This is a genomic window from Kitasatospora sp. NPDC096128, from assembly GCF_040303105.1.
Lineage (GTDB): Bacteria > Actinomycetota > Actinomycetes > Streptomycetales > Streptomycetaceae > Kitasatospora.
The window spans coordinates 260,414-284,139 of the sequence record NZ_JBEOSP010000003.1; the positions used below are offsets into that span (position 1 = coordinate 260,414).

The following is a 23,726-nucleotide window of genomic DNA, read 5'->3' on the forward strand; positions in this document are numbered from 1 at the left end:
CAACAGCGCCTGGCCGACGGCGCCCGGGCCGGTGCCGAGCACCCCGAGCGGCCGCCCCCGTCCCCGTACGCTGGTGGGCGCGCCCCACCCTTCAGGCCGTCGAGGCCTCGGCCGGGACGGGCTGCCCGTCCTCGGGCGCCGCGGCCTGCGCGGGCGCCGGGGCCTCCTCGATCGCCGGGGCCTGCTCAGCCGCGGCCGGGCCGACCAGCGGCGACTCGGCCGCCTTCGCCCGGCGCGGCAGCAGCAGCGCGCAGGCCCCGGCCGCCAGCACCACCCCGGCGCCCACGTACAGCGCGGGCCCCATCGCGTCGACGAAAGTCCCCGCCGAGCCGTCGCCGCCCTGCTCCGAGAACACCGCCGCCAGCACGGCCACCCCGAGCGCACCGCCGACCTCGCGCAGCGCGTTGTTGGCACCGGAGGCGATGCCCTGCTCCTCCGGCCGGACGCTGTCCATCACCAGGGCGGCGGTCGGCGCGAAGTACATCGACATGCCGATCCCGCACAGCACCACGGCCGGCACCACCGGGCCGTACGCATAGTGCCCGAGCCCGGCGTTGATCGCCGCGTACAACGCCAGGCCGACGCCCTGCAGCACCAGCCCGACCACCACGATCAGGCGCCCGCCGAAGCGGTCGGCCAGGATCCCGGCGACCGGCGCGACGATCAGCCCCACTCCGGTCCACGGGAGCATCCGGATGCCGGCCTCCTCCGGGGTGTAACCGCCCACTGTCTGCAGGTGCTGGCTGATCAGGAAGATCGAGCCGAACATCCCCAGCGACATCAGCAGGCCGGAGGCGTTGACGGCGGTGAAGGTCCGGTTGCGGAACAGCCGCATCGGGAGCATCGGGTGCGCGGCGCCGCGCTGCTCGTACCGGACGAAGGCGACCAGCAGCACCAGGCCGCCGGCCAGCGAGCCCAGCACCAGCGGGCTGGTCCAGCCGTCCGGGTTGCCGCGGATCAGGCCGAGCACGACGCCGAACAGGCCGAGGCTGACCAGCACCGTGCCGACCACGTCCAGGGCCGGGCCGGCACCCCGGCTCTCGCGCAGCTTCCACGCGGCCAGCGGCACCAGGACGACGCCGACCGGGACGTTCACCCAGAAGATCCACTGCCAGGAGAAGTTCTCCGTCAGGGTGCCGCCGACCAGCGGCCCGGTGGCGATGGCGAGGCCGTTGACACCGGCCCAGATGCCGAAGGCCATCCCGCGCCTGACCGCCGGGATGGCGGCGGTCAGCAGGGTGAGGGTGAGCGGCATCGACACCGCGGCTCCGACGCCCTGGACGGCGCGGGCGGCGATCAGCTCGCCGATGCCGGGCGAGAGCGCGGCCGCGGCCGAGCCGACGGTGAAGAGCGTGAGCCCGATCACGAACAGCCGGCGGCGGCCGAAGCGGTCGCCGAGCGCCGCTCCGAACATCAGCAGCACGGCGAAGGAGAGGGTGTAGGCGCTGACCGTCCACTCCAGGTCGGACAGCCCGCCGCCGAGCTCCTCGCGGATGGAGGGCAGCGCGGTGGTGACGACCAGGTTGTCCAGGGCGGCCATGAAGCCCGCGAGGCTGGTGATCACCAGCGTCCAGACGCCGGTGCGACCGAGGCCAGGCCGCTCCGTCGCGACCTCGGCCCCGGCCGCCGTCGCGACCGCTCCCCCCGTCGCGCTCCCCGCTGTGTTCTCCGTCATGTCTTCCCCCCAGGGTTTTCCGGATAGTTATTGATCACTAACTTTCGAGGCCCGGAAAAAGGGCCGCACGGACCGCGCCGCGCGACCCGCTACCCGGCTTCCTCCCGCTCGCCGAAGCCGTCCCAGATCCGGTGGTCCCGGGGGAAGCCCAGCGCCACCAGGGTGTTGATCAGCATCCCGTACGCGAAGAACTCGGTGGTCCCCTGCACGTCGCCGCCGACCCGCTCCCGCACCCGCTCGAACAGCTCCCCCCACAGCCGCCGGGCGGTCTCGCCGATCTCGTCCTCGCCGGCCATCCGGGAGGCGAACACCGAGACGTAGAGCTGCATCTGCATCATCAGCTGCTCACCGTCCTCGACCAGGCCCATGTAGGCCTCGGACATCTTGGCAGCGGCCTCCTCGCCAGTCAGTCCGGCCGACGCCTCGTCGAAGACCTTCCAGGTCTCCTCGATGCAGCGCTCGGCGGCGGCCGTGAAGATCGCCTGCTTGCCCGGGAACAGCCGGAACAGGTACGGCTGGGAGACGCCCACCCGACGGGCGATCGTCTCGGTGGACGTGCCCCGGTAGCCGTTCCTGGCGAACTCGATCATCGCGGCCCGGATGACGCTCTCGCGCCGCTCCTCCGCACTCATCCGCATGCTCGCCTTCGCCACGAGCCTAAGTTAGTGACCAATCACTATCTCCGCAAGGGGGCCTCCCCCGGAGAACGGGCCGGAGACCCGGCCGCCCCGGAGCCCGTCGAACGGGCTCCGGGGCGGCCGGGAGTGACGAACGCCTCAGGCGAGCCGGACGACCGCCCGGGACATCCCCAGGACCTTCTGGCCGCCGAAGGTGGCCAGCAGGTCGATCTGCACCTTGCGGTCGTCCAGCTTCTTGGCGACCTTGGCGGAGACCTCGATCACCGAGCCCACCCCGTCGTTCGGCACCGTCACCGGCCGGGTGAAGCGGACGCCGTACTCGACCACCGCGGCCGGGTCGCCGACCCAGTCGGTGACCACCCGGATCGCCGCGGCCATGGTGAACATGCCGTGCGCGATGACGTCCGGCAGGCCGACCTCCAGCGCGAACTTCTCGTTCCAGTGGATCGGGTTGAAGTCGCCGGAGGCGCCCGCGTACTGCACCAGTGTGGCGCGGGTCACCGGGAAGGACTGCGCCGGCAGCTGGGTGCCGACCTCGACCTCGTCGTAGTTGATCGCCATCGCGCTCACTCCCCCGCCTCGTCGGCGGCCCGGGCCACCAGCGTCATGATCGCCGTCACCACGTGCTCGCCGGTCTCGTCCGCCACCTCGCCGCGCACGGTGAGCACGTCGTTGCCCGCCAGCGACTTGATGTTGTCGATGGTCACCGCGACCGTCAGCCGGTCGCCGGCCTGCACCGGGCGGCTGTACAGGAATTTCTGGTCGCCGTGCACCACCCGGCTGTAGTCCAGGCCCAGCTCCGGGTCCTCGACGACCTGGCCCGCGGCCTGGAAGGCGATCGCGAACGGGAAGGTCGGCGGGGCGATCACGTCCCGGTGGCCCAGCGCCTTGGCGGCCTCCTCGTCGGTGTACGCCGGGTTGGCGTCCCCGATCGCGACCGCGAACTCGCGGATCTTCTCCCGGCCGACCTCGTACGGCGCGGTGGGCGGGTAACTACGCCCGATGAAAGAGGGGTCGAGTGCCACGGCAGCTCCTCGGAACGCGGGTGGAAACGCGGACGGGTACGCGGGTGGGTACGCGGACGGGTACGCGGGTGGGTACGAAAAAGACTCCGGGCCGCATCCCCTGTTGAGGGATACAGCCCGGAGTCGAAGACCTGATTCACACAGGCCCGGTGCCCTGCAACAGGGTCAGCGGGTCTCGCGGTGCGCGGTGTGCGAGTTGCAGCGGGGGCAGTGCTTCTTCATCTCAAGACGGTCCGGGTCGTTACGCCGGTTCTTCTTGGTGATGTAGTTCCGCTCCTTGCACTCCACGCAGGCCAGCGTGATCTTCGGGCGGACATCGGTGGCAGCCACGGGAGTGCCTTCCTTGGACAACGAATAAGAACACGACAAGAGTAGCCGACCGGGAGTGCGATCTCCCGACCGACTACGCGGGGTAGCGGTGACCGGACTTGAACCGGTGACACAGCGATTATGAGCCGCTTGCTCTACCAACTGAGCTACACCGCCACAGTGATCAGCAGCACAGCCGAAGCCGAACCGCCTTTCACCAGAGCCCCCATGCGGAATCGAACCGCAGACCTTCTCCTTACCATGGAGACGCTCTACCGACTGAGCTATAGGGGCGAACGAGGAAGAGATTACACGTTCCGCGCCCAGAGGTGAAATCCGTATCCCGGGCCGAAGACCGCAGGTCGGCGAGGTGCACGGACGGACGATCCAAGGCCGGGCGTTCGATCGGCCCGCGTGCCGTGCGCCCCGAGCCGATACGACTATTGCCCGCCTCCCCGCGCCCCGCCCCCGTGCGCCATAGGCTCGACGCTCATTGGCCGGGGCACCGGCCGATCCCCCCACGGGCCCACTGGCCAGCGCGAGAAGGAGCCGGCGATGGACAGCGCAGCCGCCGACGGGTCGCACTCAGGGCCCGGCCCGGCGGCCAACCCGCTCGGGCACGGTCCGGTCCTCCTGCTCACCGGGGCCCGGCTGGCCGACGGGCGCGTGGTGGACGTGCGGGTCAGCGGCGACCGGATCCAGGCGGTCGGCACCGTCGGCAGCCTCGGGCCACTGCCCGCCCTGCCCGGCGCCCCCACCGTCACCACCGGCGCCCGGATCGACCTCAAGGGCTACCTGCTGCTCCCGGCCCCCGCCGAGGCGCACGCCCACTACGACTGCGCCTTCTCCGCCGCCCTGCCCGCCCCGCCGCCGGACACCCCCGCCGACCTCACCCGCCGGGTCACCGAGGCCGCGCTCACCTCGCTCGGCTACGGCGCCACCGCCCAGCGCACCCACGTCCGGATCGGCGACGTGCACGGGCTGCGCCAGCTGGAGGCGGTGCTCACCGCCCGCCAGGCGCTGCGGGGCCTGGCCGAGCTCCAGGCGGTGGCGATGCCCCGGCTGCTCACCGGCCGGGCCGGCGCGGACGGGCGCGCCCAGCTGCGCGAAGCCCTCAAGCTGGGTGCCACGGCGGCCGGCGGCTGCCCGGAGCTGGACCCGGACCCGGCCGGGTACGTGCAGCTGCTGCTGGAGGCCGCCCGGGAGGCGGACTGCCCGGTGGACCTGCACACCACCGCCGCCGACGCGCCCCAACTCGCCCGGCTGGTCGGCGCCCTGGCGCCACTGCGGCCGCGGGTGACGCTCGGGCCGTGCGGGGCGCTGGCCCGCGGCGGGGCCACCGTACTGGCGACCGGCGGGGTGCGGGTGGTCTGGCTGCCGCAGAACGGCGGCTGCACCGGCCTGGAGGGCCGCCCGTCCGGCCTCCGCCCGGGCCTGGTGCGGGAGTTGGCCGCGGCCCGGGTGCCGCTGGCGGCGGGCAGCGGCGCCCTGCGGGACCCGTCCAACCCGGTCGGCCGGGCCGATCCGCTGGAGGCGGCCTACCTGCTCGCGGCGAGCGGGGAGCTGGGCCCGGACGCGGCGTACGACGCGGTGGCGAACCAGGCCCGGGCGGCGCTCGGGCTGCCACCGGTGCGGGTGGACGCCGGGTTCCCGGCGGAGCTGCTGGCGGTGCGCGGGGACTCCCTGGCCGGGGCGCTCGCGGGCGGGCACAGCCGGCTGGTGGTGCACAGCGGCCGGGTGGTCAGCCGGACCAGCGCGGTCCGGGAGTTCGCGGACACCGTGGCGCTGGCGCTGCCCCGGCAGTCCGGCGGCACGGACTGCTGAGCGCGCGGGGAGCCGGGAAAACCAAGGGGCGCGCGACCTGAGTCGCGCGCCCCTCCCCCACTACTGGCCGCCCTTGGCCGGCGGCTGGAGCGGTCCCAGGCTTCCCCCACATGGAGCAGGAACCGCTCGTTCCGGCACTGACACTACGGCCACGGAACACCGCCCCGGACCCGCCTTGACGCTCCCCTGTCGCCCACCGAGCTGCTCTTGACGGCCCGTTGACGCCGCCCCGGCCGGGACCCGCCCTACGGCACGTACCGGCACGTACCGGCGCCTACGGCACGTACCGGTAGCCGATCCCCGGCTCGGTGATCAGGTGCCGCGGCCGGGCCGGGTCGCGCTCCAACTTGCGCCGCAGCCCGGCGAGGTAGACCCGCAGGTAGTTGCCGCGCGCCTCCTGGGCAGGCCCCCACACCTCGCGCAGGATCTGCCGCCCGGGCACCAGCCGGCCGGGGTTGGCGAGCAGCAGGCTGAGGATCCGCCACTCGGTCGGGGTGAGCCGCACCGGGCCGCCCGGCCCGACCACCGTGGTGGCCGCGAGGTCGACGGTGTGGTCGCCGATCACCGGACGGCCCGGCGGCACCGCGCCCAGCGGCCGGCGCAGCACCGCCCTTAACCGGGCGAGCAGTTCGTCCATCAGGAACGGCTTGGTGAGGTAGTCGTCGGCACCCGCGTCCAGGGCGCCGATCTTGTCGGCGGCGTCGGAGCGGCCGGAGAGCACGATGATCGGCGCCGCGCTGTGGGTGCGCAGTCCGCGCAGCACGTCCATGCCGTCGAGGTCGGGCAGGCCGAGGTCGAGCAGGACGGCGTCCGGGGCGGAGTGCGCGGCCCGGTCGAGCGCCTCGCTGCCGCTGGCGGCGGTGCGGACGGCGTACTGCCGGGCGCTGAGGTTGATCCGCAGGGTGCGCAGCAGGGCCGGCTCGTCGTCGACGACGAGGATCTCGCAGTTCTCGATGGTGTGCTCACTCATGGTGCGGTGGCTCCTCCCCGGGGGCGCGGTGCTCGGTGGCGGCGGGCTCGTGGACGGCGGGCGCGGGCGCGGGCTCGGACACGGGCGCGGGCTCGGGCTCCGGCGCGGGCGCGGGCTCGGGCGCGGGCTCGGGCTCGGGCTCGGACACGGCGGCCGGCAGGGTCAGCAGCATCGTGGTGCCGCCCCCAGGGGTGTCCTCCACCTCCAGGCTGCCGCCCATGGCCTCGGCGAGGCCGCGGGAGAGGGCCAGGCCCAGGCCGACCCCGGTGGTGTTGTCGGTGTCGCCGAGGCGCTGGAAGGGCAGGAAGACCCGGTCGCGCTCCTCGGGGGCGATGCCGGGGCCGCGGTCGATCACCCGGATCTCGACCTGGTCGGCGTGGTGGCTGGCGGTGACCAGGACGGGCGCGCCGGGGGCGTTGTAGCGCAGCGCGTTGGTGATCACGTTGGCGAGCACCCGCTCCAGCAGCGGCGGGTCGGCGAGCACCGGCGGGGCGGTGTCCAGGTCGAGCGGCTGGACCGGCGCGTACGGGTCCGGGAGGCTGTCGAGCGCCCGGGGCAGGATCTCGTCCAGGTGGGTCTCGGTGAGGTGCAGGGTGAGCGCGCCGGCCTGGAGGCGGCTCATGTCGAGCAGGTTGTCCACCAGCCGGGTGAGCTTGACCAGCGATTCGTCGGCGGTTTCGAGGAGTTCGGTCTGGTCCTCGGGCGAGAACTCGACGTCGGGGCTGAGCAACGAGCCGACCGAGGCGCGGGCGGCGGCCAGCGGGGTGCGCAGGTCGTGGCTGACGGCGGCGAGCAGCGCGGTGCGCATCCGGTCGGCGGCCTTGATCGGTTCGACCTCGGCGGCGACCACGGCCAGCCGGTCGCGCTCCAGCGCGGCGCCGACGTGGGCGGCGAAGGCGGTGAGCACCCGCTGGTCGGCGGCGGGCAGCCGACGGCCGGTGAGGACCAGGACGGCGTCGACGCCGACCGGGACCTCGGTGGTCTCGTGCTGCACCCCCTCGTCGTCCGGATGCTCGGCCTCGCTGTGGGCGAGCACCTCGCGGTCGGAGCGGGAGAGCAGCGTGACGGTCTGCATGCCGAAGGCCGTCCGGGACTTCTCCAGCAGGGCGGGCAGCGCGTCGGCGCCGCGCAGCACGCTGCCGGCCAGGGTGGAGAGGGTCTCGGCCTCGGCGGTGGCCCGGGCGGCCCGGGTGGTGAGCCGGCCGGCGTGGTCGACCACGGTGGAGACGGCGAGCGCGATGGCGGCGAACACCACCAGGGCGACGATGTTGTTGGTCTCGCCGATGGTCAGGCTGTGGACCGGCGGGATGAAGTAGTAGTTCAGCAGCACCGAGGCGATGAACGCGGCCAGCAGGGCGGACATCGCGCCGCCGAGCAGGGCGACGATCACGACGCCGAGCTGGAAGATCAGCGCGTCGGTGGTGAGGTTGATGGTGGCGTGCGCCTGGGAGAGCACCGCGGTGAGCAGCCAGGGGATGACGAGGCCGGCCAGGTAGCCGGCGATGGTGCGGCGCCGGGAGTGGCGCCGGCCCAGCGAGGGCAGCCGGCCGCGACCGGTGAACTCGTGGGTGACCATGTGGACGTCGATGTCCTCGGAGGCGTCCACGGTGGTCTCGCCGATGCCGGGGCCGGTGAGGAAGCGGTTGATCCGGCCGCGGCGGCTGGTGCCGAGTACGAGCTGGGTGGCGTCGTGGGCGCGGGCGAAGGCCAGCAGCGCGGTGGGGATGTCGTCGCCGACCACCACGTGGTAGCTGCCGCCGAGGGTCTCGACCAGCTGCCGCTGCTGGGCGAGCGCACCGGAGGAGGCGCCGGCCAGGCCGTCGCTGCGGGTGACGTGCACGGCCAGCAGGTCGCCGCCGGCGGTGCGGTCGGCGATCCGGGCGGCCCTTCTGATCAGGGTCTCGCCCTCCGGGCCGCCGGTGAGGGCGACCACCACCCGCTCGCGGGTCTCCCAGACCCGGTCGATGTTGTGGCTGGCCCGGTAGTCGCGCAGCCCCTCGTCCACCCGCCCGGCCACCCAGAGCAGGGCGAGCTCGCGCAGGGCGGTGAGGTTGCCGACCCGGAAGTAGTTGGAGAGCGCGGCGTCCACCTTCTCCGCCTTGTAGACGTTGCCATGGGCCATGCGCCGGCGCAGCGCCTGCGGCGCCATGTCGACGAGTTCGAGCTGGTCGGCCCGGCGGACCACCTCGTCCGGGACGGTCTCGCGCTGCGGGATGCCGGTGATCTTCTGGACGACGTCGTTCAGCGATTCCAGGTGCTGGATGTTGACGGTGGTGATGACGTCGATCCCGGCGGCGAGCAGGTCCTCGACGTCCTGCCAGCGCTTGGCGTGGCGGCCACCGGGGATGTTGGTGTGCGCCAGCTCGTCGACCAGGACGACGGACGGACGGCGGGCGAGCACCCCTTCGAGGTCCATCTCCTCGAACTCGGCGTCGCGGTACGAGCGGTGGACCCGCGGCAGGACCTCCAGGCCGTCGATCATGGCCTCGGTGTGGCGGCGGCCGTGGCACTCGATGTACCCGACCACGACATCGGCCCCGCGCTCCTGTCTGCGCCGGGCCTCGTCCAGCATCCGGTACGTCTTGCCGACCCCCGGGGCGGAGCCGAGGTACACCCTCAGCCGACCGGTGCGGATGCCGGAGCCGGGGGTGAGGTCGCGGGCCATGGGCACTGCTTCTTTCCATCAGGAGGTGGCGGCTGGGCGGTACGCGTCTGCGGATACGGGGCGGCCGACCCGGGCGCGGGGAGCATCCTCCCGCGCCCGGGTCGGCCGGGTCATCCTGCTATGTCGTGCGGTGTCACTGTCCGATCACTTCTGCTCGGTCACTTCGCTTCGCTGACAGCCTTGTTGAGCAGGACGACGTTGACGCCCTCCTGGCCGAGGAAGCCGAGCGAACGGCCCTCGGTGTACGTGTCGACCAGCTTGGCGACCGTCTCCACCGGGAGGTTGCGCGCCTTGGCGACCCGGTTGACCTGCTCCTTGGCGTAGGCCGCCGAGATGTGCGGGTCGAGGCCGGAGCCGGAGGCCTCCAGCGCGTCGGCCGGGACGCTCGCCGGGTCGACGCCGTCGAACTCGGCAGTGGCCTTGCGGCGGTCGTTGACGGCCTTGAGCAGGTCGTCGCTGTTCGGGCCGAGGTTGCTGGCACCGGAGTTGTCACCGGCGTAGTTGTTGGCGGAGGGCCGGGGCTGGAACCACTTCGGGTCCGGCACCGGGTCCTCCTTCGGGTCGTCCGGGTTCTTCTTGGGCAGGTTGTAGTTCTGGCCGAGGAGGCTGGAACCGACCTGCTTGCCGTCGGACTTCACGATCGAGCCGTTGGCCTTGTCGCTGAACGCGACCTGGCTGATCCCGGTGACCAGCAGCGGGTAGGCGACTCCCAGGATCACCGTGAGCACGAGCAGCGCGCGCAGCGCGGTCCAGTGCGTACGGATGGTCGTCGGCAGGGGCTTGGACATGGTGTTTTCTCCTTCCCTGCGTCAGCTGAGGCCGGGGATGAACTGGACGATCAGGTCGATCAGCTTGATGCCGACGAACGGCACCACCAGACCGCCGAACCCGTAGATCCCGATGTTGCGACGCAGCAACGAACTGGCGTCGGACGGGCGGTACTTCACACCCCGCAGGGCGAGCGGGATCAGGCCGATGATGACCAGGGCGTTGAAGATGATCGCCGAGGTGATCGCGGACTGGGGGCTGTGCAGGCCCATGATGTTGAGGTGCTTGAGGCCCGGGTAGACCCCGGCGAACATCGCGGGGATGATCGCGAAGTACTTGGCCACGTCGTTGGCGATCGAGAAGGTGGTCAGCGCACCTCGGGTGATCAGCAGCTGCTTGCCGATCTCCACGATCTCGATCAGCTTGGTCGGGTTGGAGTCGAGGTCGACCATGTTGCCGGCCTCCTTGGCCGCCATGGTCCCGGTGTTCATCGCGACGCCGACGTCGGCCTGGGCGAGCGCGGGGGCGTCGTTGGTGCCGTCGCCGGTCATCGCGACCAGCTTGCCGCCCTCCTGCTCCTTCTTGATCAGGGCCATCTTGTCCTCGGGCGTGGCCTCGGCGAGGAAGTCGTCCACGCCGGCCTCCTCCGCGATCGCCTTGGCGGTCAGCGGGTTGTCGCCCGTGATCATGATGGTCTTGATGCCCATCCGGCGGAGCTCGTCGAAGCGCTCCCGCATGCCCTCCTTGACCACGTCCTTGAGGTGGATGACACCCAGGACACGGGCGGGCTTGCTGCCGATCTTGGTGGCCACCACCAGCGGGGTGCCACCGGCCGCGGAGATGCCGTCGACCAGGGTCGCGACCTCGCCGCCGACCGAACCGCCGTTCTCGGTCACCCAGTTGGAGACCGAGCCGGCCGCGCCCTTGCGGACCTGGTGGATGCCGTCGGCCTCGTCCAGGTCCACGCCCGACATGCGGGTCTGGGCGGTGAACGGGACCCAGGTGGCGTGCGTCAGCTCGCCCTGGGCGCGGGCCCGCAGGCCGTACTCGGTCTTGGCCAGGACCACGATCGAGCGGCCCTCGGGGGTCTCGTCCGCGAGGGAGGAGAGCTGGGCGGCGCTGGCCAGTTCGTCGGTGCCCACGCCCGGGGCGGGCAGGAACTCGGCGGCCTGGCGGTTGCCCAGGGTGATGGTGCCGGTCTTGTCGAGCAGCAGGGTGTTGACGTCGCCGGCGGCCTCGACGGCCCGGCCGGACATCGCCAGCACATTCCGCTGGACCAGACGGTCCATGCCCGCGATGCCGATCGCGGAGAGCAGCGCGCCGATGGTGGTCGGGATGAGCGCCACGATCAGGGCGACCAGGACGATCATCGACTGCGGGGCGCCCGCGAAGGTGGCCATCGGCTGGAGGGTGACGACCGCGACCAGGAAGACGATGGTCAGCGAGGCCAGCAGGATGTTGAGCGCGATCTCGTTCGGCGTCTTCTGCCGGGCGGCGCCCTCGACCAGGGCGATCATCCGGTCGATGAAGGACTTGCCGGGCTCCGAGGCGATCTTCACCACGATCCGGTCGGACAGCACCTTGGTGCCGCCGGTCACCGCGGAGCGGTCGCCGCCGGACTCGCGGATGACCGGCGCGGACTCACCGGTGATCGCCGACTCGTCGACGGACGCGACGCCCTCGACGACGTCGCCGTCGCCGGGGATGACCTGCCCGGCCTCGATCACCACGTGGTCACCGAGCTGGAGCGCGGTGCCGGGCACCTCCTCCTCGTCCTGAGTGGCGGGCCAGTTGGTGAGCCGGCGGGCGACGCTCTCGGTCTTGGTCTTGCGCAGGGTGTCGGCCTGGGCCTTGCCGCGGCCCTCGGCGACGGCCTCCGCCAGGTTGGCGAAGATCGTGGTCAGCCAGAGCCAGACGGTGATGGCCCAGGCGAACACGGACGGGCTGGCGATCGCGGAGACGGTGGTGACCACCGATCCCACCTCGACGACGAACATCACCGGGTTCTTGACCATCACCCGGGGGTCGAGCTTCTTCACCGCGTCCGGCAGGGACGCGACGATCAGCTTCGGGTCGAGGAGGCCGCTCTGCACTCTGTGCGGTGCGGCGGACTCGGCCTTGTCGGCCGGTGCGGGGTTGAGCGTAGGGGTGGACATCAGGAGAGACCTTCCGCGAGCGGCCCGAGGGCCAGGGCCGGGAAGTAGGTGAGGCCGACGACGATCAGGATCACGCCCGACAGGAGGCCCACGAACAGCGGCTTGTGGGTGGGCAGGGTGCCCGGAGTGGCCGGAACCGGCTGCTGCTGGGCGAGCGAGCCCGCCAGCGCCAGGACGAAGACGATCGGCAGGAAGCGGCCGAAGACCATCGCCAGGCCGAGCGCGGTGTCGTACCAGTCGGTGTTGACGGTGATGCCGCCGAAGGCCGATCCGTTGTTGTTGGCGGCCGAGGTGAAGGCGTACAGCACCTCGGAGAAGCCGTGGGCGCCCGAGTTGAGCATCCCGGCCCGCTCTCCCGGCAGGGCCATCGCCACACCGGTGCCGACCAGCACGAGGGTCGGGGTGGTGAGGATGTACAGCGAGGCGAACTTCATCTCGCGGCCGCCGAGCTTCTTGCCCAGGTACTCGGGGGTGCGGCCGACCATCAGGCCGGCGACGAACACCGCCACGATCGCCAGCACGAGCATGCCGTAGAGGCCGGAACCGGTACCACCGGGCGCGATCTCACCGAGCATCATGTTGAAGATCGTCAGACCGCCGCCGAACGGCGTGAACGAGTCGTGGAAGGAGTTCACCGCGCCGGTCGAGGTCAGCGTGGTCGAGGCGGCGAACAGGGTGGACCCGGCGATGCCGAACCGCTGCTCCTTGCCCTCCATCGCGGCACCCGCGGCCTGCAGAGCCGTGCCGTGGTGCGAGGCCTCGGCCCAGGTGAGCAGGACGGCCGAGGCGACCCAGAAGATGCCCATCACGGCGACGATCGCGTAGCCCTGGCGGTTGTCGCCGACCATCCGGCCGAAGGTCCGGGGCAGCGCGAAGGCGATCACCAGCAGCAGGAAGATCTCGACCAGGTTGGAGAAGCCGGTCGGGTTCTCGAAGGGGTGCGCCGAGTTGGCGTTGAAGAAGCCGCCGCCGTTGGTGCCGAGCAGCTTGATGACCTCCTGGGAGGCCACCGGGCCGCCGGGGATCTTCTGCACCTCGCCGCTGAGGGTGGTGACGTCGGTGAAGCCGTGGAAGTTCTGGATCACACCGGAGGCGGCCAGGACCAGGGCGAAGACGATCGACAGCGGCAGCAGCAGGCGCAGGTTGATCCGGGTGAGGTCCACCCAGAAGTTGCCGACCCGGTCCGTCTTGTTCCGGGTGAAGCCCCGGATCAGCGCGGCGACGACGGCGATGCCGACGGCCGCGGAGACGAAGTTCTGCACCGCGAGGCCCGCCATCTGCACCAGGTGGCCCATCGCGGACTCGCCGCTGTAGGACTGCCAGTTGGTGTTGGTGACGAAGGAGATCGCGGTGTTCCAGGCCTGGTGGCCCTCCATCTGCGGAACGCCCAGGTTCAGCAGCAGGTAGCCCTGGAGCCGGATCAGGCCGTAGAGGAAGAGCACCGAGACAGCCGAGAAGGCCAGCACCGAGCGCAGGTACACCGACCAACGCTGATCGGCGTCACCGTCGACGCCGATCACCTTGTAGATGCCGCGCTCGACTCTGAGGTGCTTGGAGGTGGTGAGGAGCTTGGCGATGTAGTCGCCAAGGGGGCGGTAGCACAGGGCCAGCGCGCCGACGAGGGCGAGGGCCTGCAACCAGCCCGCGAGAGTGGATCCCATGTCAGAACTTCTCCGGGAAGATCAGCGCCACGACGAGGTAGCCGACGAGAGCGACGGCCACGACCAGACCTGCGATGTTCTCGGCACTCACAGCTTCTCCACCCCCCGCGCGATCAGGGCGATGACGGCGAACACGGCGACCGTGACACCGACGTAGATGAGATCGGACATGGGCTCCACCAGCGTGGTTCGGGAGATGCCGCAGGCGGGGCGGAAGGCCTCGCACGGCACCGGCGGACGACCGGCAGACGAAGCAAACCAGGCGTCTAAGGCGCGTTAGGGCGCCCTGACGCCCTCCATACGGGTGATAGCGGTCCGTTGACGCGACCTTGATGTCCGCTTCACCGGGCCGAGACCTGCGTGATCGGGCCGAGACCTGGGGCGCCTCGGGCGGGGGCGCGTCGGGCACCGGCTCCGGACGCACGTCGAGGACCGGTCCCGCCCGCGTGTCGAGGACCGGCTCCGGACACGCGTCGGGCCCCGGTGCGACACGGCGTCGCGCCGGGGCCCGTCCGTCACCCCTACCGGGGCCCGTCCGTCACCCTCTACCTCTATCTCTACCGGCTCTACCGGCTCTACCGGCTCTACCGGCTCTACCGGGGCAGCCGGGTCACATCCGCATCCGCAGCCGGCAGACCACCGCGTCGGTGTGCCGGCGCAGGGCGCGGTCGATCACCGCGCCGCGCCGGTTCTGCAGCGCGCGCTGCCACCAGTGGGCGGGCTCGACCTCGGGGATCAGCACGGTGAGCCGGTCGTAGGCGTGCTCCTCGCCCAGCCGGTTGACGAAGTCGGCGATCGGCTGGCCGAGCCGCCGGTGGTCCTCCGGGATCTCCAGCAGCGGCACCCCGGGCTGCCACAGCTCCCAGTCCCGGCGCAGTGCCTCGGCATCGGCCGGGTCGTGCACCACGGTGACCGCGTACACCTCGTCGCCCAGCGAGAGCGCCGCCGACAGGCCGTCCCGGGTGAGCCGGGTGATCGCCGTGACCGGGACCACCACCAGGCTGCGCTGGCGGGTCACCGCGCCCGGCACCCGGCCGAGCTCCAGCCGCTCGCCGATCCGCTCGTAGCTGCGGTGGATCGCCTCGAACAGCACCACCAGCAGCGGCAGGGCCACCACGATGCCCCAGGCGCCCTCGGTGAACTTGGTGCCGGTCACCACGACGGTCGCGACACCGGTCAGCACCGCGCCGAAGCCGTTCAGCGCGGCCTTCCGGCGCCAGCCGGCCGGGCGGTTCCGGTGCCAGTGCCGGACCATGCCGACCTGGCAGATGGTGAAGCCGACGAACACGCCGATCGAGAACAGCGGCACCAGGTCGTTGACGTCGCCGCCGGAGCCGACCAGCAGCGCGGCCGACACCACGGCCAGGAACAGCACGCCGTACCGGTACACCTGGCGGTCGGCGCGCAGCGCGAAAACGTGCGGGAGGTGGTTGTCCCGGGCGAGCAGGTCCATCAGCACCGGCAGTCCGCCGAAGGAGGTGTTGGCGGCGAGGCCGAGCAGGACGACGGTGGCGAACTGGACGACGAAGAAGCCGACGCCGTGGCCGAGCGAGGCGTCGGCGAGCTGGGCGAGCACGGTGACGCCGTCGACCGGCTGGAGGTGGAAGCGGCCGATCAGCACGGCCAGGCCGATCAGCATCACACCGAGCAGGGCGCCCAGCGCGACCTCGGTGTGCTGGGCCCGCTTCACCCGCGGGGTCCGGAAGGAGGGGACGGCGTTGGCCACCGCCTCGACGCCGGTCAGCGCCGAGCAGCCGGCCGCGAAGGCCTTGAGCAGCAGCAGCGCGCCGACCGCGGTGGCGTTCTCGGCGAGCACCGAGGCGTGGCCGGCGGCGGCCGCAGTGCTGGCGGGGGCGTCCCGGAACAGGCCGACCACGATGATCGCCAGGATGGAGAGGACGAAGACGGCCGTCGGCACCATGAACCAGCGCGCCGACTCGGCGATGCCGCGCAGGTTGACGGCGGTCACCAGGGCGAGCACGCCAAGGCAGAGCCAGACCCGGTCGTCGTACAGGCTCGGTACGGCGGAGGTCAGCGCGGCCACTCCGGCGGTCACCGAGACCGCGACGTTCAGGATGTAGTCGATCACCAGCGAGGCCGCGGCGGTCAGCGCCGTCCGTCGGCCCAGGTGGGCCTTGGCGACCGCGTAGGAGCCGCCGCCGTCCGGGAAGGCCGCGATCACCTGCCGGTAGGAGGCGACCAGCACCGCGAGCAGGACGGCGATCGCCACCGTGACCGGCACCGTGAAGCCCAGCCCGTACGCGCCGGCCGCGGCCAGTACCAGCACGATCGACTCCGGGCCGTAGGCGACCGAGGCCATCGCGTCCAGCGACAGCGCGGCCAGTCCGCCGAGCGCGCTGAGCCGGTGCCGTTCGTGGCCCGCCCCGGTGTCCGGCGGTTCGTCGGCCGTGACGGCCGGGGTGGAGATGGCGCTGGACATCGGACGGACCTCCGCAGTCGGTAGTTGCTCCGAATCCTGCGGTTGGCGCGCCCGGGAGGCGCCCGTCCCCTACGCGTTCCTGACGCCGCCACCAGTGCCCTTGACGCGGTCTTGACGCCGCCGCCGTACGGCACGAAGGGGGCTTGGCGGGGGTGGGGTGAGCCGTTGTCCCGGCGGGCGCCGGTTGGGAAGACGATCAGCTCGGTCGAAGGACTCCCACCCCCGACGCCCCACTCTGCTGCCTGAAGAACGTAATTGCAAGCAATACGCAACAAGCCCCGCCCCCGACCCCGGGCAAACGAAACAGCCCCCGATCCGCGTTTCCGCAGATCGGGGGCTGTTCTCTATCCGGTGGCTGGTGCAGGGTTCGAACCTGCGTAGCTTGCGCGACAGATCCACAGACCTCCGACCAGGGACGCTCTGACCAGGCAACTCTTGCCGACGGACCGGATCTGGTCCACAGCTGGTCCGGATCACCGGCGGGCCGCCCGCCCTTAGAACCTGACCAGAACCCCCTCTCCTGCTGAATCAGCGCGACCAGTACGGGTCCTCGGTCAGCGTCACCGCTTCGGCGGTCGATCCGTCAGGGGCTCCACTTGGGCGGCTGAACGGGGAGAGATGCACATACGGGCCAAGGCTGACGCGCAGGGTTGCGCGCCCGTCCGACGAGATGTCCAGCTGGATCTCGCTGCCGTCCCCAGTCGTGGCCTTGACGGCGGACGCTGCACCGGTGGAACGAGTTGTCCGGTAGCCGAGGTGCTTCCATCGGGCCTCGACCTTGTCCGACAACTCGACGGCCTTGGAGGGGGAGATCCGGGTCACGATCTGGCCGGTCTCGTTGATGTGGTGCTTGTCGACTTCGTCGTTGAGCCCGGTGTCGTACTGTTTGCCCTCGATCAAGCCATAGGCCATCCGGACAGGCGGTTCGACGCCGGCAGTGGTCGCTTCCAGCATTTGGTCGAGCTTCGTCACCCCCTCGCGCATCGGCATGTCCGCGGGTTGACGTACGTCCCACCAGCCGTAGGCGATCCAGCAGGCGAACCCTGCCAACAGCAGCACGGTGACACCCAGCACTCGCAAGCAACCGCGGCGAACACCGCCTTCCCCGCTCATCGGGGCGGTACCGTCACGACACGGTCGCCGTGACCGCTCACGACCTGGGCGATGGCCTGCAGGGACTCGTTCGGTTCGATCGTCCCGTCGGGGTGGCGGACGATCTCCGAGGTTTTAGTACCGTCCGGGTTGTACGCCTCCGCCTCGCGGGCGTCGAAGTAGACGGAGTGCGCCGGGATGTCACCCTGCACGGCTCCCCACCACCCCTTGTCCGGCCCGTCCGGAGCGCCGAACCGCTTCGCCCCGAATTCGGCACTGGCCGGATCCGTGCCGAACCACACCGTGTTGGGGTCGGGGGTCCCGTCCGGGAGCTGCGCCACCTTGTCGTTCTTGGCTGCGGCCGCGAAGACGTGTCCGTCCTGGACGCCAAGGTCGGAGGCCTTGTGGAGGTCCATCCCCGGGCTGCCGATGATCACCACGTCGTCGGAGTACAGGCCGCCCGGCTGCTTGGACGCCTCGCCTGCAGTCAGGGACCCGTAGCTGTGCGCCACCGTCGTGACATGGGCGGGTATCGCGCCTTCGTGCGTGGCACGCAGGCTCTGCATGAACGCGCTGTACGCCCTGCCGCCCTCCTTCGCGTTGCCGGTGCCCGTGACCTTGAGGTCGTTGGTGGGGTCGTTGCCGTTGATCTGGGGCGCGTCGTAACCGAGCCAGACGATGGACGCGTTCTTCTTCGTGGGGTCGTTCTGGGTGGCCGCGTCGTAGATGTTGCGCGCACGCTGGACGTCGTTGTTGACGAAGTGCCCGTCGAGCATGGTGTTCAGACCCGGCACGTACGCCGACACGTTGTCCGCGGTGTCCGGATTGCCATAGGAGACGATCGCCCGACCGTGGGACTCCATACCGACCCCGAGAAGGAACATCGGAGGTTGCTTGGTCTTGGGGTCGGCGTCGTTGAGATGGGCGCCGTTGGCGGCGAGCTTGTCCCGAAGCGCCTTCAGGCCCTCCAGCTTGCCGTCGTCGTAACCCGACCGGTGCGGCTTCTCCTCCAGATACTTGATCATCCCGTCCAACTGCGCCCGATTGGCCTTGTCCCGCACCTCCGAGGGGATGCCGTTGCGACCGCCGAGGAGGTCGGGATGCAGGGTCAGCATCTTCTGCTGCTCGTCCGGGGCCAGCCCCTTCCACCAGGCGTTGACCTCGGCGGCGGTGGCATCCTTGCCCGGCCATCCAAGGCTCCTCAGTCCCTCGTCAAGGGAGTTGACGGCGTCGAGCTGGAGCTGCGCCGCCTCGGGATTGAGCCCGTCGAAGGTCGCCAACTGGGCGATCGCGTTGAGGCGTAGCGCGACCTTCTGATCGACCGCGTCCGCTTCGGCTATCGCCTTGCTGATCCGCTCGGCCAAGGCACTGGCCCGCTTCGGGGCGTCGTAATCGGTATCGTGCTGCTCCGCCGTGCTGGGCTTGGGATACGTGACCGACCCGTCGGCGCCGACCGTGAACGCCGCCTTCCGGGCTTCTTCCAACGCCTCGACCAGCTTGGACTGTGCGAGCTCGAACGCCTCGGCGGCATGGCGCAGCAGCGCGCTCGTCGCCTGCATCGCCACGTACGAGCCGTCCAGCGAATTGTTCGTCTGCTTCAGCTTGGTGCTCGCGGCCTTCCCAGCAGTCCCCGACCAGTTGGTCCCGACCCAGCGGGAGGTCTCCTTCACCGCCTCGAAGTGGGCGTGATTGGCCTTCCCGAGGGAGTCGTAGGCGTTGGCGAGAGCGGCCAGACGCGAGGGCTGCGCGTTCTCCAGCTGGTACAGGTCCATCTACTTGCCCCCGTAGACCAGGCTCTTGCGCACGGCCTCGTCCACGCCGTCATAGCCGTCCGCCGCGGTGACCATGTTCTTCCCGTTGTCCCCGATGTCCTTGGCGAGTTGGCGCTGCCCCTTCTCCCACGCCTCCGTGCACGCCGTGATCGCAGCGCCGGAGAGCCAGCCGCTCAGACCGGCCGCTGCCTCGTCCGAGGGCTTGTGCACCCGGGCCAACTCGGCTGGCATCTGCTCCGCGATGTCGTGGCACTGCTTTCCGACCTTCTTCAGGCCGTTGGTGTCCACCTTCAGCGCGTCGTCGCTCTTACCGCTCACTCGTCACATCCGGTACGTGTGGGATCGACTGCTCCGTTCGGAGTCGATCGAACCAGGAGTCGAGCGATCGCACCTGAGTACGACTACTCAACTGTTGCGAGATACGACGGGTGACGCGGACGCCGGGCGACCGTGCGGCCTCTGTCATTCGATGTCTGGACCGGCCGAAACGCTGAGAAGGCCCTCGGCGACCATCTCCATTGAGTCCACGATCGCCACGGCCCCGGCGGCGGTCGGCTTGGCGTCCTTCCCCGGCCTGTCGGCATAGCCGATCGTGGGAACGCCAGCGCTTTCCCGGCCTCGACGTCGCAGGCTGCGTCGCCGATGAAGATGCAGTGCTCCGGCCCAGCACCCGCGCCTTCCATTGCTTCGAGCAGGAGATGCGGGTTCGGCTTCATGGACGAGGGGTCGCCCGGGATCCGCCCGAAGACGCCGGCCACGTAGCCGCCGAGACCGTGCTCGGCGAGGTAGGCCTCGATGGCCGCGCCCGCGTTGTTACTGACGACCGAGACCAACCGGCCGGCGACGCCGCCGGCACCGGATCCTGGTCCGCAGCTGGTCCGTACGCGCTGGTCAGGGCCCGGATCCAGGCGAACCGAGATGAGACAAACCACGCAAAACGGCCATCCGGCGTGACCGGTGTTCGAGCACAACGAAACAGCCCCTGATCTGCGTTTCCGCAGATCAGGGGCTGTTCTCTATCCTGTGGCTGGTGCAGGGTTCGAACCTGCGTAGCTTGCGCGACAGATTTACAGTCTGCTCCCTTTGGCCGCTCGGGCAACCAGCCAGGATGGTGTCTCGCGGGGCTTCTCGGCCCCGTTCGACGTGGTAAACCATACCTGATCCCCGGGGGTGCTCCGCCACTCGATAGATCACGCGATGATCAGGAAGTGGCGCGCGGCGGTCACGGGCGGGGCCGGGGTGACGCTGGATAGGCTTGGGCGGCGGACGCCCGGTGGGGCGGGCCGTGTCAGTGAAGCCAGAGCATCAAGGAGACCAACACCCATGGCCGACTCCAGTTTCGACATCGTCTCGAAGGTCGAGTGGCAGGAGGTCGACAACGCGATCAACCAGACCTCCCGCGAGATCGCCACCCGTTTCGACTTCAAGGGTGTGGGCGGCGAGATCAGCCGCTCCGGCGAGAAGATCGAGATGAAGGCCAACGGCGAGGAGCGCGTGCTCGCCATCCTGGACGTGCTGCAGACGAAGTTCATCAAGCGCGGCCTGTCGCTGAAGGCTCTGGACGCCGGTGAGCCGCAGCTGTCCGGCAAGGAGTACAAGATCTTCGCGGACATCAAGGAGGGCATCACCACGGAGGATGCCAAGAAGGTCGCGAAGATCATCCGGGACGAGGGCCCGAAGGGCGTCAAGGCCCAGGTCCAGGGCGACGAGCTGCGCGTCAGCTCCAAGAGCCGCGACGACCTCCAGGCCGTCCAGGCGCTGCTCAAGGGCAAGGACCTCGACTTCGCGATCCAGTACGTGAACTACCGCTAGTCAGCCGCGCTGACCTGCGGAAACGCTAGCTTTTCAGCCCGGGAGGGCACATCGAGGGCACAAGCTGGATCAGCTTCGATCGGTGCGCCTTGTTGTGCCCTCCCTGCCGTGGGGAGGTCTTGGTCCACCTGCAGGACGGCCCACCGCCTATGCGCCGCCCGACGAGTCGCATGTTGGGGCGTACGCAGGGCCGCCGGCCCAGAGAGTTCACCCCCGAAGCCATCAATAATTCAGGCTCGCCCTGCAGGCCGCCGCGAGGCCGGTCAGCCTGTAGAGCGGCAAGCTCGCTGACCAGGTCGCGAAGGGGCTCACGGCCACGAGTTCAGTCCTTCATCGCTGTGCGGCAGTCCGCACCCGAGCACTAGGATGAGCGCCGTGCAGCAGTTGCGACCGAGTGCCACGCAGCAGGGCGAAGCTTGGCTGTCAAACTTCCGCCCATCGGATACTGCGCATGCGCAACTCCTCATCGACAGTCTTCACTTCGTGTCGTCGACATCCTTTCGTCAGCGACTCTCGCAGCACCTGCACTCCTTGCTTGCGGACCCCTCGCGCGTGCCCGGCCCTGCTGCCTTGTATAGCGTCCGTTCCTGCGAGCTGAACGAAACGATGTTCATCGATGAGAAGGTGCCCCTGGTGCCGGCCACCGGCGGCAGCGAGCTCATCGTCCAGAACATCCTCCGCTCGACGGAGCAGGCGTTCGACACGAAGGTGGTGTCACGCCAGAGTTGGAAACTGGAGCACCTCCGGGATAGGCGCGTGCGCAGTCTGGTGTTCGTGTCCGACTATGCCGGCTCGGGCGACGAAGCCATCAACTACGCGAAGGCATGGCTTCGGAACCCCACCATCCGCAGCTGGCGCTCGCTCAAACTCATCAGGCTCCACCTGGTGCTTTTCGCTGCATCGACTACCGCGCTCAGGCGGCTCAAGTCGAGCGCGGTGTACGACTCTGTGCATACCCTCCACGCCGGCATGGACTTCGAGTCCGCCCCATGGGAACCAGCACAACGCAAGGCGATCAGACTCATCTGCGAACGGTATGCGGCCGCCAACACGGGCGGGCGGGGATGGGGCGGCAGCGAGGGCCTGCTCGTGTTCGAACATACCGTTCCCAACAACCTCCCGAACATCGTGCGGCAGACGAAGGGCCGTGCGCAGTCAGGGAAATGGGTCCCCTTCTTCAAACACCGCACGGCACCGCTCGACCTGATGAATGCCCTGACTGACTACCGACCGCTCCCCAACCGGCAGCAACAGCTCCAGGCCGTCCGACAGCACCGGCTAGCGGCAGCGACGAACCTGCACAGCATGAGCCGGCCCGAACTCGAGCTACTCATCGACCTGCTCGCGCACGCCGCCGGAAGACGACGGCACCCTGAACAGTTGGCACCTGCGCTACGCGTCCCCATCCCAACCGCTGTGACGCTCACCGAACTGGCACAGCGGCTGGGCCTCCTAGACGAGGAACGGCGGCTCACCGACTCGGGCTGGCAGGAGCTGCGCAAGGCGAAGGCAAAGCCGCGGCACATTGCTGGCGGTTTGCAGGGCAACAGCGACCCCTACTATCCTCAAGCGCTTAAGGGGAGTCGGTGACGCCTAGAGCATCGGCGAGTTCATCGCCGAGTCAGCAGTCCACTCATGTGTGGACCAGGCTGCGGCCCTGGCTGCAGCTGTGATCAAGCTGTCGATCGCCTGGATCCTGGAAGCCGGCGTGCCCTACGTGGGACTGGCGCCGGGTTCCAAGAGCCCTCGCGGGATACACCGAAGGTAGGCCGTCATCGACTCCCCCGCCACCTATCGACGGCACGGTTTGGCCGCTGGTGTCGATCCGGCAGTGCTGGACGAGGCCCTGCGCCAGATCAAGCGGTCCGAAAGCTACTCAGTCACAGCCGTCCTGACGCTGCGCCACCTTTCGCACCTGACGGGCGCGGAGTACCCGTACCTGCGTGGGATCGTCCAGCGACAGCTCGACCCGTATACCGAGTTCTCGCGGCCCAAGCGGGAGCCAGGCAAGGCCCGGCTCATCTCCTCGCCGAATCCTGTTCTGATGGACATTCAGAGATGGCTCCTCGCAAACATCTTTGAGCGCATCAGCCCCCATCAGGCCAGCTTCGCCTATCAGCACGGCCGCTCCGCAGTGCAGTGCGCTGAGCGACACCTGGGTGCTACCTGGCTACTGAAGTTCGACCTGCACGACTTCTTTCACTCCATCAGCGAGCGAGAGGTCTACAGAATCCTGCAGGCAGTCGGCTACAACAGGCTCGTCGCCTTCGAAATCTCGCGTGTCTGCACCCGACTCCCCCAGCAGCTGGCCCGCGCCACCTGGGGACGCTATGCGGCTATCCGTTCCTACAACGGGAACCGTCCCGGCTTCCTTCCACAGGGCTCACCAACCAGCGGAGCCATCGCAAACCTCGCGGCCCGCACCCTCGACGACCGGTTGTGGGAGATCGCCGAGAACCACGGCCTGACCTACACGCGGTACGCAGACGACTTGGCCTTCTCGGCGCTTCACAGGCTCGACCGCGCCGCGGTAAGCCGCTGCGTATCGGACATCACCCAAGCGATCTATCAGTCCCACTTCCAGGTGCACCACAAGAAGACCCGCATCCTGCCGCCCGGCCAGCGGAAGCTTGTTCTTGGTCTACTCGTGGACGGCGACCGGCTGCGGGTCCCCATTCCAACCCGGAAGCGGATCGAGAACCACATCCGCGGCGTCGCCACCTTCGGCCTCGCCGCTCACGTCGAACATGCAGCCTTCAGCTCACTCGGGGGTTTCGTCCGACACGTCGATGGCCTGCTCCGCTATGCGCGGGGCGTCGACAGGGATTGGTCAGCACCACTGGCCGAGCGTTGGGAAGAGATCTTGTCGGCGGAGGGCATCACCGCTCTCGACCGACAGCAGTGGTAGCCATACGCCAC

Annotated in this window: 21 protein-coding genes and 3 tRNA genes; 4 read left to right on the plus strand and 20 right to left on the minus strand. The window is 70.0% G+C overall.

What is annotated here, in order from left to right; all coding sequences use genetic code 11:
- Positions 1–91: 91 nt before the first annotated feature.
- The 7 genes from ABTY61_RS05625 to ABTY61_RS05655 form a co-directional block, all read right to left on the minus strand.
- Positions 92–1,675 carry an MFS transporter gene (locus ABTY61_RS05625; protein WP_350503617.1) on the minus strand — a complete coding sequence of 528 codons (1,584 nt, stop codon included), beginning with the start codon at positions 1,673–1,675 and terminating at the stop codon, positions 92–94.
- Between the two features lie 89 nt (positions 1,676–1,764).
- Positions 1,765–2,307 (minus strand): TetR/AcrR family transcriptional regulator, encoded by a 543-nt coding sequence (locus ABTY61_RS05630; RefSeq protein ID WP_350503716.1) that lies wholly within the window; start codon positions 2,305–2,307, stop codon positions 1,765–1,767.
- A gap of 144 nt (positions 2,308–2,451) precedes the next feature.
- Entirely contained in the window at positions 2,452–2,874 is a 423-nt protein-coding gene (locus ABTY61_RS05635; protein ID WP_350503618.1) for a MaoC family dehydratase, read from the minus strand.
- A gap of 5 nt (positions 2,875–2,879) precedes the next feature.
- Positions 2,880–3,338: an FAS1-like dehydratase domain-containing protein gene (locus tag ABTY61_RS05640; protein WP_350503619.1), complete on the minus strand. Its 459-nt coding sequence runs from the start codon at positions 3,336–3,338 to the stop codon at positions 2,880–2,882.
- Positions 3,339–3,503: 165 nt separating this feature from the next.
- Complete coding sequence (gene rpmG / locus ABTY61_RS05645; RefSeq protein WP_006604855.1) at positions 3,504–3,668, minus strand: 50S ribosomal protein L33; 165 nt, start codon at positions 3,666–3,668, stop codon at positions 3,504–3,506.
- Between the two features lie 83 nt (positions 3,669–3,751).
- A tRNA-Met gene (locus ABTY61_RS05650) sits at positions 3,752–3,824 on the minus strand.
- A gap of 44 nt (positions 3,825–3,868) precedes the next feature.
- A tRNA-Thr gene (locus ABTY61_RS05655) sits at positions 3,869–3,941 on the minus strand.
- Positions 3,942–4,202: 261 nt separating this feature from the next.
- On the opposite strand from ABTY61_RS05655, the gene ABTY61_RS05660 reads away from it, so the two are divergent.
- Complete coding sequence (locus ABTY61_RS05660) at positions 4,203–5,471, plus strand: amidohydrolase family protein (RefSeq protein WP_350503620.1); 1,269 nt, start codon at positions 4,203–4,205, stop codon at positions 5,469–5,471.
- A gap of 274 nt (positions 5,472–5,745) precedes the next feature.
- Here the strand turns inward: ABTY61_RS05660 and ABTY61_RS05665 are convergent, their stop codons facing one another.
- The 13 genes from ABTY61_RS05665 to ABTY61_RS05725 form a co-directional block, all read right to left on the minus strand.
- Positions 5,746–6,441, minus strand: a complete 696-nt coding sequence (locus tag ABTY61_RS05665; RefSeq protein WP_350503621.1) for a response regulator — start codon at positions 6,439–6,441, stop codon at positions 5,746–5,748.
- The gene (locus ABTY61_RS05670) at positions 6,434–9,106 is read right to left on the minus strand and encodes an ATP-binding protein (RefSeq protein WP_350503622.1); all 2,673 of its coding nucleotides are present in this window, start codon (positions 9,104–9,106) and stop codon (positions 6,434–6,436) included. Before ABTY61_RS05670 ends, ABTY61_RS05665 begins: the two co-directional genes overlap by 8 nt.
- A gap of 158 nt (positions 9,107–9,264) precedes the next feature.
- Positions 9,265–9,894 carry a K(+)-transporting ATPase subunit C gene (kdpC, locus tag ABTY61_RS05675; protein WP_350503623.1) on the minus strand — a complete coding sequence of 210 codons (630 nt, stop codon included), beginning with the start codon at positions 9,892–9,894 and terminating at the stop codon, positions 9,265–9,267.
- A gap of 21 nt (positions 9,895–9,915) precedes the next feature.
- Entirely contained in the window at positions 9,916–12,030 is a 2,115-nt protein-coding gene (gene kdpB, locus ABTY61_RS05680; RefSeq protein WP_350503624.1) for a potassium-transporting ATPase subunit KdpB, read from the minus strand.
- Complete coding sequence (gene kdpA / locus ABTY61_RS05685; protein WP_350503625.1) at positions 12,030–13,691, minus strand: potassium-transporting ATPase subunit KdpA; 1,662 nt, start codon at positions 13,689–13,691, stop codon at positions 12,030–12,032. The genes kdpB and kdpA overlap by 1 nt, the downstream gene beginning before the upstream one ends.
- Before the next feature lies 1 nt (position 13,692).
- A complete protein-coding gene (gene kdpF, locus ABTY61_RS05690) occupies positions 13,693–13,782 on the minus strand; it encodes a K(+)-transporting ATPase subunit F (protein ID WP_045693083.1) in 90 nt (29 codons plus the stop codon).
- Positions 13,779–13,922: a hypothetical protein gene (locus tag ABTY61_RS05695; protein WP_350503626.1), complete on the minus strand. Its 144-nt coding sequence runs from the start codon at positions 13,920–13,922 to the stop codon at positions 13,779–13,781. Before ABTY61_RS05695 ends, kdpF begins: the two co-directional genes overlap by 4 nt.
- 379 nt (positions 13,923–14,301) lie before the next feature.
- Entirely contained in the window at positions 14,302–16,131 is a 1,830-nt protein-coding gene (locus tag ABTY61_RS05700) for an APC family permease (RefSeq protein ID WP_350503627.1), read from the minus strand.
- Positions 16,132–16,659: 528 nt separating this feature from the next.
- Complete coding sequence (locus tag ABTY61_RS05705) at positions 16,660–17,205, minus strand: hypothetical protein (protein ID WP_350503628.1); 546 nt, start codon at positions 17,203–17,205, stop codon at positions 16,660–16,662.
- 35 nt (positions 17,206–17,240) lie between these two features.
- Positions 17,241–18,995 (minus strand): alpha/beta hydrolase, encoded by a 1,755-nt coding sequence (locus tag ABTY61_RS05710; protein ID WP_350503629.1) that lies wholly within the window; start codon positions 18,993–18,995, stop codon positions 17,241–17,243.
- Positions 18,996–19,313 carry a type VII secretion target gene (locus ABTY61_RS05715; protein WP_350503630.1) on the minus strand — a complete coding sequence of 106 codons (318 nt, stop codon included), beginning with the start codon at positions 19,311–19,313 and terminating at the stop codon, positions 18,996–18,998. It abuts the gene before it with no gap.
- Positions 19,314–19,396: 83 nt separating this feature from the next.
- Positions 19,397–19,927 (minus strand): HAD family hydrolase, encoded by a 531-nt coding sequence (locus tag ABTY61_RS05720; protein WP_350503717.1) that lies wholly within the window; start codon positions 19,925–19,927, stop codon positions 19,397–19,399.
- 92 nt (positions 19,928–20,019) lie between these two features.
- Positions 20,020–20,100, minus strand: a tRNA-Tyr gene (locus tag ABTY61_RS05725).
- Positions 20,101–20,318: 218 nt separating this feature from the next.
- Between ABTY61_RS05725 and ABTY61_RS05730 the strand changes: the two genes are divergently transcribed.
- The 3 genes from ABTY61_RS05730 (at position 20,319) to ABTY61_RS05740 (ending at position 23,715) form a co-directional block, all read left to right on the plus strand.
- A complete protein-coding gene (locus tag ABTY61_RS05730; protein WP_350503631.1) occupies positions 20,319–20,807 on the plus strand; it encodes a YajQ family cyclic di-GMP-binding protein in 489 nt (162 codons plus the stop codon).
- A gap of 375 nt (positions 20,808–21,182) precedes the next feature.
- The gene (locus tag ABTY61_RS05735) at positions 21,183–22,397 is read left to right on the plus strand and encodes a phosphoribosyltransferase-like protein (protein ID WP_350503632.1); all 1,215 of its coding nucleotides are present in this window, start codon (positions 21,183–21,185) and stop codon (positions 22,395–22,397) included.
- A 241-nt stretch (positions 22,398–22,638) separates the two neighbouring features.
- The gene (locus ABTY61_RS05740) at positions 22,639–23,715 is read left to right on the plus strand and encodes a reverse transcriptase family protein (RefSeq protein ID WP_350503633.1); all 1,077 of its coding nucleotides are present in this window, start codon (positions 22,639–22,641) and stop codon (positions 23,713–23,715) included.
- Positions 23,716–23,726 lie beyond the last annotated feature (11 nt).

What these genes read in the sequence shown, in the direction of transcription:
- kdpA (WP_350503625.1), bottom strand. Translation starts at nt 13,691, where the DNA reads ATGGGATCCACTCTCGCGGGCTGGTTGCAGGCCCTCGCCCTCGTCGGC.
- ABTY61_RS05665 (WP_350503621.1), bottom strand. Translation starts at nt 6,441, where the DNA reads ATGAGTGAGCACACCATCGAGAACTGCGAGATCCTCGTCGTCGACGAC.
- ABTY61_RS05660 (WP_350503620.1), top strand. Translation starts at nt 4,203, where the DNA reads ATGGACAGCGCAGCCGCCGACGGGTCGCACTCAGGGCCCGGCCCGGCG.
- kdpB (WP_350503624.1), bottom strand. Translation starts at nt 12,030, where the DNA reads ATGTCCACCCCTACGCTCAACCCCGCACCGGCCGACAAGGCCGAGTCC.
- ABTY61_RS05730 (WP_350503631.1), top strand. Translation starts at nt 20,319, where the DNA reads ATGGCCGACTCCAGTTTCGACATCGTCTCGAAGGTCGAGTGGCAGGAG.
- ABTY61_RS05670 (WP_350503622.1), bottom strand. Translation starts at nt 9,106, where the DNA reads ATGGCCCGCGACCTCACCCCCGGCTCCGGCATCCGCACCGGTCGGCTG.
- ABTY61_RS05630 (WP_350503716.1), bottom strand. Translation starts at nt 2,307, where the DNA reads ATGAGTGCGGAGGAGCGGCGCGAGAGCGTCATCCGGGCCGCGATGATC.
- ABTY61_RS05635 (WP_350503618.1), bottom strand. Translation starts at nt 2,874, where the DNA reads ATGGCGATCAACTACGACGAGGTCGAGGTCGGCACCCAGCTGCCGGCG.
- ABTY61_RS05710 (WP_350503629.1), bottom strand. Translation starts at nt 18,995, where the DNA reads ATGGACCTGTACCAGCTGGAGAACGCGCAGCCCTCGCGTCTGGCCGCT.
- ABTY61_RS05700 (WP_350503627.1), bottom strand. Translation starts at nt 16,131, where the DNA reads ATGTCCAGCGCCATCTCCACCCCGGCCGTCACGGCCGACGAACCGCCG.
- kdpC (WP_350503623.1), bottom strand. Translation starts at nt 9,894, where the DNA reads ATGTCCAAGCCCCTGCCGACGACCATCCGTACGCACTGGACCGCGCTG.
- ABTY61_RS05625 (WP_350503617.1), bottom strand. Translation starts at nt 1,675, where the DNA reads ATGACGGAGAACACAGCGGGGAGCGCGACGGGGGGAGCGGTCGCGACG.